Annotated in this window: 13 protein-coding genes and 1 rRNA gene; 13 read left to right on the top strand and 1 reads right to left on the bottom strand. The window is 37.6% G+C overall.

What is annotated here, in order from left to right; translation table 11 throughout:
* From rrf to rsmI, 13 genes are all read left to right on the top strand, one after another.
* Positions 1–97: ribosomal RNA gene (gene rrf / locus PVA17_RS23600) — 5S ribosomal RNA — on the top strand; the annotation flags it as partial.
* Positions 98–205: 108 nt separating this feature from the next.
* On the top strand, positions 206–643 hold the full coding sequence (locus tag PVA17_RS23605; protein WP_274069178.1) for an SRPBCC domain-containing protein: 438 nt from the start codon (positions 206–208) through the stop codon (positions 641–643).
* Between the two features lie 293 nt (positions 644–936).
* Positions 937–1473, top strand: a complete 537-nt coding sequence (locus tag PVA17_RS23610) for an HXXEE domain-containing protein (RefSeq protein WP_274069179.1) — start codon at positions 937–939, stop codon at positions 1471–1473.
* Between the two features lie 90 nt (positions 1474–1563).
* Positions 1564–2988, top strand: coding sequence for an aminotransferase class I/II-fold pyridoxal phosphate-dependent enzyme (locus tag PVA17_RS23615; RefSeq protein ID WP_274069180.1), 1425 nt, complete (start codon positions 1564–1566; stop codon positions 2986–2988).
* A 17-nt stretch (positions 2989–3005) separates the two neighbouring features.
* A complete protein-coding gene (gene tmk / locus PVA17_RS23620; protein WP_132364273.1) occupies positions 3006–3635 on the top strand; it encodes a dTMP kinase in 630 nt (209 codons plus the stop codon).
* Between the two features lie 280 nt (positions 3636–3915).
* The gene (locus PVA17_RS23625) at positions 3916–4245 is read left to right on the top strand and encodes a cyclic-di-AMP receptor (RefSeq protein WP_049667342.1); all 330 of its coding nucleotides are present in this window, start codon (positions 3916–3918) and stop codon (positions 4243–4245) included.
* Positions 4246–4312: 67 nt separating this feature from the next.
* Positions 4313–4753 carry a YaaR family protein gene (locus tag PVA17_RS23630; protein WP_132364275.1) on the top strand — a complete coding sequence of 147 codons (441 nt, stop codon included), beginning with the start codon at positions 4313–4315 and terminating at the stop codon, positions 4751–4753.
* A 169-nt stretch (positions 4754–4922) separates the two neighbouring features.
* Positions 4923–5927 (top strand): DNA polymerase III subunit delta', encoded by a 1005-nt coding sequence (gene holB, locus PVA17_RS23635; RefSeq protein ID WP_132364278.1) that lies wholly within the window; start codon positions 4923–4925, stop codon positions 5925–5927.
* Positions 5920–6735, top strand: a complete 816-nt coding sequence (locus tag PVA17_RS23640) for a PSP1 domain-containing protein (protein WP_132364280.1) — start codon at positions 5920–5922, stop codon at positions 6733–6735. The genes holB and PVA17_RS23640 overlap by 8 nt, the downstream gene beginning before the upstream one ends.
* Positions 6736–6762: 27 nt before the next feature.
* Positions 6763–7119, top strand: coding sequence for a DNA replication initiation control protein YabA (yabA, locus tag PVA17_RS23645; RefSeq protein ID WP_132364283.1), 357 nt, complete (start codon positions 6763–6765; stop codon positions 7117–7119).
* 63 nt (positions 7120–7182) lie between these two features.
* Positions 7183–7932: a tRNA1(Val) (adenine(37)-N6)-methyltransferase gene (locus PVA17_RS23650; protein WP_132364285.1), complete on the top strand. Its 750-nt coding sequence runs from the start codon at positions 7183–7185 to the stop codon at positions 7930–7932.
* A complete protein-coding gene (locus PVA17_RS23655; protein WP_132364287.1) occupies positions 7916–8179 on the top strand; it encodes a GIY-YIG nuclease family protein in 264 nt (87 codons plus the stop codon). Before PVA17_RS23650 ends, PVA17_RS23655 begins: the two co-directional genes overlap by 17 nt.
* Positions 8176–9048: a 16S rRNA (cytidine(1402)-2'-O)-methyltransferase gene (rsmI, locus tag PVA17_RS23660; protein WP_132364290.1), complete on the top strand. Its 873-nt coding sequence runs from the start codon at positions 8176–8178 to the stop codon at positions 9046–9048. The genes PVA17_RS23655 and rsmI overlap by 4 nt, the downstream gene beginning before the upstream one ends.
* A 628-nt stretch (positions 9049–9676) precedes the next feature.
* Here the strand turns inward: rsmI and PVA17_RS23665 are convergent.
* Positions 9677–9955 carry a transition state genes transcriptional regulator AbrB gene (locus PVA17_RS23665; RefSeq protein WP_004229214.1) on the bottom strand — a complete coding sequence of 93 codons (279 nt, stop codon included), beginning with the start codon at positions 9953–9955 and terminating at the stop codon, positions 9677–9679.
* Between the last annotated feature and the right edge of the window lie 119 nt (positions 9956–10074).

Raw genomic sequence — 10074 nt, forward strand, 5'->3', positions numbered from 1 at the left:
AGGTCACACCCGTTCCCATACCGAACACGGAAGTTAAGCTCTTTAGCGCCGATGGTAGTTGGGGGCTTCCCCCTGTGAGAGTAGGACGTCGCTAGGCACAAAGTAGCCACTGAGAAATCAGTGGTTTTTTATTGTTTTAAAAACGCAGTAATAAACCCCTAAAAAATGTTAAAATTAAATTAAACAAATAAAGGGGTGTGTTGAGATGGCAACAGGGTTATACCGTGAAAATATTCAAATTGAGAAAGCAAAGCTACAAGCGTTTATTCAAAATAAAGAGCAATGGGCTGCACTAATACCCGGTTATTTACATCATGAATTTCCAAATGAACAAAATATGATTTGGGTGTTTAAAGGGGATTTTGGCATTATCCAAAAAGCTGTAAAGGTTAATCTTAAGGACAAGGAATCGAACTCTAATCAAGTTATGTTTGATTTGGTAGGCTTATCAGACCCGATAAACGGTGATGGTTATTTTGAAATTACACAAGATCAAAATGGTACATGTCAGCTAATAGGCAATTTAACAATGAAGGCAAGTGGTTTCTTAGCAGGGATGATGAATCCAGTTTTAGAGAAGTTTGTACCACAATTAGTTGAACAGCTTGTACAAGAGATGGCGGTAAAAGCTCGTATGTTGTAGAGAAATTAGAGTTAAGTACATTTTAAAATAGTTTTACTGTTAAACGTAGAGTATATGTAATATAAAAGAAAGTTGCTATTAGGTGCAATGATCCTTTTATGGTTCATTACCAAAAGTTGCGGATGACATTGTTAATACGTGTGCAGTTGATATAAGCTGATTGGAGAGAAGATTGGGCGACTTCTCTGATAACATTAATGTCACAGAGAGCGAAGGGGCTTATCGGACGCCCCGAGAAAGCGCCCAAGGAAACGGAAATCGCTTTATGATGAGGGCTTTGGGGAGGAATCATCATGGAACAATGGCTAGGTATTCAAACACTTATTTGGTTATTTCCTATTATGTTTATTCTTCATGATTTTGAAGAGATTATTATGGTTGAAAAGTGGCTAAATAAGAATGCTACTATTTTGTACGAAAGATTGCCGAAAAAAATGGCTGATCGAGTTATGAAACAGTTTTCGATGTCGACTGCGCAGTTTGCGGTAGCGGTCATCGTAATATTCATGTTTGTAAGTAGTTCCACTTTTGTAGCAAATCAGTATGTGAATCATGGGCCATATGGAGAAATCTACTTTTTTACGGTTGTTACGCTAACTTACTTTTTACATTCACTCACTCACCTTGCACAATCTATTTTTCTTCGTTCCATTACACCAGGTGCACGCACATCTTTGATAATTGTTATTCCATACAGTTTAGTTTTGTATCATTCGTTATTAGTTAATAAAGTCATAACATGGAATATTATTTTCGTATGTTTACCATTTTGTCTTTTACTGATACCTATTGCCTTACTAGCACATTGGATCGGGAAAAAGGTTATATGAATTTCACTTTATTTATAACCAATCAGCAAATGTTTTTGTACCGTAAGTGTTATAATTAACTGAGAATATAACGGAAATGAGTGTTTTGTTTTGCAAAAGAAAAGGCCGATTGTAGAAGGGTTAGAGCGCTTTCGACAACAACAAAATATTTCCTTTCATGTCCCAGGTCATAAGCATGGAGAACTCTCCCATCTTCCTCAGCCATTTAAAGATGTAATGCGATATGACGTAACAGAGTTATCGGGACTTGATGACTTACATCAGCCAGAGGAAATGATATTAGAGGCAGAAAACTTGTTAGCAGATACATATGGAGCGATGAAAAGTTTCTTTTTAGTAGGTGGATCTACAATTGGAAACTTAGCAATGATTTATGCCACATGTAAAAAAGGGGATAAGATTATTGTCCAACGTAATGCACATAAGTCTATATTTCACGCATTAGAGCTTGTTGGAGCAAAACCTGTATTTGTTTCCCCGCTTTGGGATGAACGTACATTAACTGCAACACATGTTTCTTATAAAGATTTAAAGGATGCAGTTGATAGTTATCCAGAGGCCCGTGCTGTCGTTTTAACATATCCTACTTATTATGGTATGGCATCTAAAGAACTGCAGCAGCAAATTGCGTATTGTCATGACAAGGGTATTCCTGTTTTAGTGGATGAAGCACATGGAGCCCATTTTAGTGCATGTACTTTATTTCAACCATCAGCATTGACATTTGGTGCAGATATAGTAGTACAGTCTGCACATAAAACATTGCCTGCTATGACTATGGCATCCTTTATGCATGTTAATTCTGATTTAATCGATGTCGACAAAATAAAGCACTATTTACGTATGTTACAATCTAGCAGCCCATCTTATCTTTTATTGGCTTCATTAGATGATGCACGCTATTATATACAGACATATATGGAGAGTGACGGTGCATATATAATAGAAAAAAGAGATCAATGGATAGAGGCATTACAAGCTATTGGCTCTTTGGAAGTTATTGAGGTAGACGACCCTATAAAATTATTGTTACGTGTTAATGGTTATAGCGGTTTTCAATTACAAGAGGCATTAGAAGCAAAGCATGTATATGCGGAACTAGCAGATGCCAATCAAGTGTTGCTTGTGCTACCCTTATTGAAACAGGGACATAACTATCCATTTGCAGAAATACGTGTTCGTATTAAGGATGCTATAACATTGTTAGTAAGTACACCAAAGGCAGAGATAATAACGGCTTCACAAACAGCCTATAATTTTGTAGCTATTACGGAACCAGCCTACACATTTGATGAAATTGAAAAGGCTGAAAAAGAATGGTTACCGTATATGCGAACAATAGGACGTATCTCTGCTAATATGATTATTCCTTATCCACCGGGCATTCCATTGCTTGTTCCGGGAGAAAAAATAACAGTAGCAAAGCTAAGTCAGCTAGAGGAATTATTAGCTTGTGGTGCAACGTTCCAAGGAAATCACCGTTTAGAAGAGAAGATGATTGAGATCATTAAGTAGTTGGAGGCAATAACAGCATGAATTGCAATTTATTTATTACATTTGAAGGTCCAGAGGGTGCCGGAAAAACAACAGTTATTCAAAAAATAGCCGAGCGACTTGCAGAGGAAAATATTGATGTATTAGCAACGAGAGAACCTGGTGGTATTGAAATTGCTGAGAAAATTAGGAGCATTATTTTAAACCCTGAACATACAGCCATGGATGAGCGTACAGAAGCATTATTATACGCAGCAGCGAGAAGTCAGCACTTTTTTGAAAAAGTACGACCTGCGTTGGAGGCTAGTAAAACGGTTATTTGCGATCGATTTATCGATTCTTCATTAGCATATCAAGGGTATGCGCGTGGTATCGGCGTTGATGAAGTATTATCTATTAATGAGTTCGCAATCGGTAAGATGTTACCTGATTTGACAATATTATTTGACCTTGCACCAGAGGTTGGCTTGGCACGCATTCATGCTCATGGAGAGCGAGAAGTAAATCGCTTAGATGTTGAAAGTTTAGCTTTTCATAAGAAGGTTCGGGAAGGATATTTACAGTTAGTAGAGCGTTACCCTGAGCGTATACGTGTCGTCAATGCGGATCAAAGTATTGAGCGTGTTGTCGAAGATGTATGGTCATTAATATATGAAGCAATACAGTAAATGCATGAAGTTGTCTACCACAATGTGATATAATGGTAACATCTATAATCATTCAGTAAATGTTTTCTGCGCGAAGCGAAGCGACAATAGCTGAATGCGGATATTGTTCCTATGCAGGAGATATCCAAACACCTACTGAAATAGAGGAACTCTGGCGTATATCATGGAATCGGAAAGGCGTACTTTGTCCAAGTACGAATCCGAACACAATTATGCCTCGGCATAATTGAAAAGGTAATAAAATTTATTTAGTTAAATTTTATCAAAGGGGTGAGTGCGAATGAAGTTAGTCGTAGCTGTAGTGCAAGATCAGGATAGCAGCCGCTTATCGAATGCTTTAACGAAAAATCAATTTCGTGCAACTAAGTTAGCAAGCACAGGAGGATTTTTACGCTCTGGAAATACGACGTTTCTTATTGGGACGGAAGACTCTCTCATACCCAAAGTTTTAGATATTATTCGTGATAATTGTCGAGCGCGAGAACAAATGGTTGCTCCTGTTTCGCCATTAGGCGGGAATACAGATTCTTATATACCGTATCCTGTCGAGGTAGAGGTAGGAGGAGCGACAGTTTTCGTATTACCAATTGAACAGTTTCATCATTTTTAAATAATGCGACGTTAAAAGAAATACAACACATTATATATATTTGATAGCAAGTGAAGGGGCGAACAGCTTGAAGATCAATCAAGATATACGTGTCGGGTTAAATACTAATCGTAAAGAGCCGCTGCATAACAATAATCAAAATAACCGATTTGGAGATATGGTCGTCAAGCAAGGAACCAAATTACAGACTGAACAGCTTACACGATTGCTAGGGGATATTTCTACAGCAGGTGATCGTGTTGCAAGATCACGTAATTTACGAGAACTTGCTCGTTTTAAAATGCTTGTTAAAAGATTTCTACAAGAAACGGTAGAGCATGGTATGGATTTAAAGCAATCACATACTTGGAATCGTTTTGGTGAAGGAAGACGCTTGAAAATAATCGAAACTATTGATACGCGTCTTGTAGAACTTGCACAAGATATTTTAGATGAAGAAAAGGAAGCAATTGACCTTCTTGATAAAATCGGTGAGATTAAAGGCTTATTAATTAATTTGTATATGTAAAACCCGTGTCTCGTTCTCTTGTAGGCGCGGGCTTTTTTCAAATCTATTCAGCAGCCAAACTTATTTGTTGAATGACATAAAACCAATCTATATGCTCTAAGATATTTCTAAATTTGAGCAATAGGAAACAATTATGCTATGAGTGTAATGTAGGAAGGAATTTAAATATATGGCCAAGAATGTTGAAGAGCTATTCACACTACAACCAGTTGTAATGAAACAGCTTCAAACGATTTTTGACAAAAATAGATTAGCGCATGCATACATTTTTGATGGCGAAAAAGGGACAGGCAAAGTAGATATTATGCAGTTTTTTGTCAAATTAATGCTATGTGAGCAACCAAAGCAAAATGTTCCATGTGAAACATGTCGAAATTGCCGACGTGTTGATTCGGGTAATCATCCAAATATTCATCAAATTTATCCAGAAGGTCAATTTATTAAAATTGATCAAATACGTGAATTAATTGCAGAAATGAAGATGATGGGTGTGGAAGAGGGACGTAAAATTTATGTACTTCATCATGCAGATCGTCTTAATATTGCATCTGCAAACATGATACTTAAATTTTTAGAGGAACCAGAGGGGGAAGTAACGGCAATTTTGTTAACGGAGCAAATGCAGTCAATTTTACCAACGATTCGTTCGCGCTGCCAGCACATTAAATTTCAAAAAATGCCTCGACACATATTATTAAAGCATTTGCAAGATAACAATATTTCTTATTCGATGGCATCTACAGTGAGCATGATGACGAACGAACTCGAAACAGCTATGATTTTAGCAAATGATGAGCAGTTTGCACATGCTCGAAAAACAGTGTTAAAATTAGTAGAGGCAATTCGCCAAAATGTACATGAGGCAATGCTTGTTGTACATGAAGAATGGCTACCACTGTTTAAAGAAAAAAGTGAGATGGAGCAGGCATTAGATTTACTACTATTTGCTTACCGTGATATAGTGTCAATAAAAGCTAATCCCGAAGCAACTTGTACTTACCCAGACATGTTACAAACATTTAAAGAAGCTGCGCTACATTCGACTTATGAACGTCTATCTAGTCAAATGGAGTCTATTTTACAGGCACGTTCATCTTTACAGCGTAACATGAATAGGACGTTAATGATGGAGCAGTTAATGCTAAATCTGCAGGAGGGATATACATTTGTATAATGTAGTGGGAGTCCGTTTTAAAAAAGCGGGTAAAATATATTACTTTGATCCAGCATCATATCTACTTGAGGACAGCCAATATGTCATTGTAGAAACAGCTCGCGGTGTAGAATATGGTAAAGTAGTTGTCCCCCAAAAGGTTGTTGGGGATAATGATGTTGTATTACCACTTAAACAAGTTCTACGACCAGCGGATGAACGTGATCGTATCCAAGTAGAGGAAAATGCAGCCGAATCAAAGCACGCATTTGAACTAGCAAGCGCAAAAATCATTGAGCATAATTTAGAAATGAAGCTCGTTGATGTTGAATATACATTTGATCGTAATAAAATCATCTTTTATTTTACGGCTGAAGGACGCGTTGATTTTAGAGATCTTGTAAAAGATTTGGCTTCAGTTTTTAGAACACGTATCGAACTTCGCCAAATTGGTGTTCGTGATGAGGCGAAGCTGTTAGGTGGAATTGGCCCTTGTGGCCGAATGCTTTGCTGCTCAACGTTTTTAGGAGATTTTGAGCCGGTTTCTATTAAAATGGCTAAAGATCAAAACTTATCTTTAAATCCATCTAAAATTTCAGGTCTGTGCGGTCGTTTAATGTGCTGCTTGAAATATGAAAATGATGAGTATGAGGAAGCAAAAGAGGGCATGCCAGACGTTGGTGATATGACGATGACACCAGATGGCCGCGGTAAAGTTGTCGGTTTAAATGTATTAGAAAGACTCATTCAAGTATATTTACAAGAGCAGGAGCGCACAGTCGAGTATACATTAGAAGAACTGCTAGCATGCGAAAAAAATCTTATTTAAGATAGAGAATTGGACGAGGTGGCTTGGGTGAAGGACCGTAATTTCTTAGATACCGTTATGGAGTTCGAACAACAGCTCGAAGCAATGCAGGAGCAATTTGGTGCATTGAAACAATTTGTAGCGTTAATGATGGAGGAGCATAAGGCACTCGAAACAGAAAATCATCACCTTCGTACACGTCTAGAAGAGTTACTTTCTAATGAAAACATTGTACAGGCTTCTGATGAGAAGAAAGAGAATCCGTTAGATATTGGCGAAGGTTATGATAATCTAGCACGTTTATACCATGAAGGCTTCCATGTTTGTCATGTTCATTTCGGAAGTTCCCGTAAAGGTGAAGACTGTCTGTTTTGTCTATCATTTTTAAATAAACAAAATGTGTAATAGAAGGCTGATTCCCACTATAGTGGTGTCAGTCTTTTGTTTTGTATAGTAGGAGGAAGAAAAATGGAAAATTGGTTGAAGGGTGATGAACGATTAGACTATTTATTAGCTGAGAATTTGCGTATTATTCAAAGTCCCTCCGTCTTTTCGTTTTCATTGGATGCAGTGCTACTTTCTAAATTTGTCAATGTCCCATATCATAAAGGGAAAATTGTTGACTTGTGCTCAGGCAATGGTGTTATCCCACTTTTTCTAAGCGCCAGAACGAAGGGACATATTACAGGAGTAGAAATTCAACCACGTTTATTTGATATGGCTGAGCGAAGTATCCGTTACAATAAGTTAGAAGAACAAATTCATATGGTCCTTGGTGATGTGAAGGAAATTCCTAAGGAGCTTGGTATTGAAAAATATGATGTTGTAACTTGTAATCCACCATATTTTTTAGCACATGAAGCTAGTGATAAAAATTTAAGTGAGCATTACGCTATTGCACGTCATGAACTATATTTAACGTTAGAGGAAGCAATACAATCAGCAAGCAAATTATTAAAGCAGGGCGGAAAGGCAGCTTTTGTTCATCGTCCAGGTCGGTTACTAGATATTGTTACGGCAATGCGTGCAAATCGTTTAGAGCCTAAACGTATGCAACTTATTTACCCGAAAGAAGGTAAAGAAGCCAATACACTATTAATAGAAGGAATTAAAGATGGTAAGCCCGATCTGAAAATATTACCGCCCTTGTATGTTTATAATGCGAATAATGAATATACAGCAGAAGTGAGAGAAATCCTTTATGGAAAAGAGCAATAGCCATTATTTTTATGTGTTAGAGTGTGCCGATCAATCCTTTTACGCTGGCTATACGAATAATGTAGACAGGCGTGTTGATATGCATAATGCTGGTAAGGGAGCAAAATATACGAGAGCGCGAGGTCCAGTGGAATGTATTTATGTAGAGGAATTCGACACAAAACAAGAAGCGATGCGTGCAGAATACGCTTTTAAACAGCTAACACGAAAGCAAAAAATGAAATATATAGGGAGGGATGACGCATGAAATCTCAGAAAAGTACAATGCACGGTCATACAGGTTGTTTATATTTAGTGGCAACGCCTATTGGTAACTTAGAGGATATGAGTGTACGTGCGTTACGTATTTTAAAGGAAGCAGATATTATTGCTGCCGAGGATACACGTAATACAAAGAAGCTATGCAACTATTTTGATATAGAAACACCACTGATCAGCTATCATGAGCATAATTTAGAGGTAGGGGGAGAAAAGCTATTAGCCTTCTTACGTGAAGGTAAAACAGTCGCATTAGTTAGTGATGCTGGTCTACCTTGTATTTCCGATCCTGGTGCAGATATAGTCGAAAAAGCAATCGATCAGGACTTTCCAGTTGTGCCGGTGCCAGGTCCTAATGCTGCAATATCAGCATTAATCGCTTCCGGATTAACACCGCAGCCATTTTTCTTTTATGGATTTTTACATCGAGGAAAAAAGGATCGTCGACAGCAATTAGAACAACTAAAAAAACGTCAGGAAACTATTTTGTTTTATGAGGCTCCTCATCGTTTAAAGGACACTTTAAAAGATATGGAATCCATTCTTGGTAATCGTCGAATCGTATTAGCTCGGGAGTTAACTAAAAAATTTGAAGAGTTTTTACGTGGTACGTTGTCTGAAGCAGTGGAATGGTCACAAACAGAGGAAATTCGAGGGGAATTTTGTCTTGTCCTCGAAGGAAACGAGAATGCCGAGGAAGAAATAAACGAAGAAGCCTATTGGATGACAATGTCTGTCGTTGAACATGTCGATTATATTATGAATGATACAGGCATTACATCAAAAGAGGCGATAAAGGAAGTAGCAAAACTACGTCAAGTAGCTAAGCGAGAAGTCTATAATGAATACCATAGTTAATGGAAAGAAAGAGGTTGCCTTAAAGGGCGACCTCTTTTTTGTATATTTATTTAAATGGAGACTCTTCACCAATAGTCTTCGGGATGATAGTTGTTAAAACAAATGTCATGTGAGGCTGGGCTGCTCCGTGGGGGTTAGCGATAGAGGAGCGCAGGCTAAAACCATCACGCGCCCTGTGATAACGCCTTCGTGACCGATCAACATCGTATTGGACCGAGATCCTGGAGCTAGCAACACGAGTGAAGTGGCTATCGGACGCCCATAGGAAGCTTTGCTTTGCGCGAAAGTGATGCGTCAGTCACAAAAGCGTCAGCAACAAAATGTTTAACTGTGCGAAAGTGCGCGTCAGCAACAACAACAACAAAGCGTGTAGCCAGACGAAAATCAACCCCACATTAGTAGAGAGGAGTCTATAAATCATATAAATCATATAAATTGATAATAATTGTAAAAAATAGTATCCTTATTCATAAAAGGTCTGACATGGACATTATAAGGGGCTCCAAAATTGGGCATATTATAGTTATCTTCTATTAAATGAAGATAACGCCTACTGACCCACTTAAGCAAGGCGAAATTATAAAAAAACACCTAAATCACAGTGCTTGATTTAGGTGAGTATATCAAATTATTTTTTTAAGTTAGATTGAATTTCTTTCACTAACATTTCTGCGCCTTCAGGGCTTAAAATTAATTTGCCTCCAACTAGACGGAAGTTATCATCAGAAACTTCACCAGTTACAGCACATGTCATGTTTGGCATATATTTTTTTAAGATGATTTTGTCATCATCCACATAGATTTCTAAAGCATCTTTTTCTGCAATACCTAGTGTACGGCGAAGTTCGATTGGAATTACTACACGTCCTAATTCATCGACTTTACGAACGATTCCTGTTGATTTCATAATTAATTTTCCTCCTAATGTTTAAAAAGTTATATTGGTATTTCGTCAAATTTCGACATAATTTCCTTGTCTGATAGTTATCATACCAAGTAATGCCATAAACGTCAATTAATTAATAC

Origin of the sequence: Lysinibacillus sp. CNPSo 3705 (assembly GCF_028674935.1) — a bacterium.
In the GTDB taxonomy this organism is placed as follows: Bacteria; Bacillota; Bacilli; order Bacillales_A; family Planococcaceae; genus Lysinibacillus.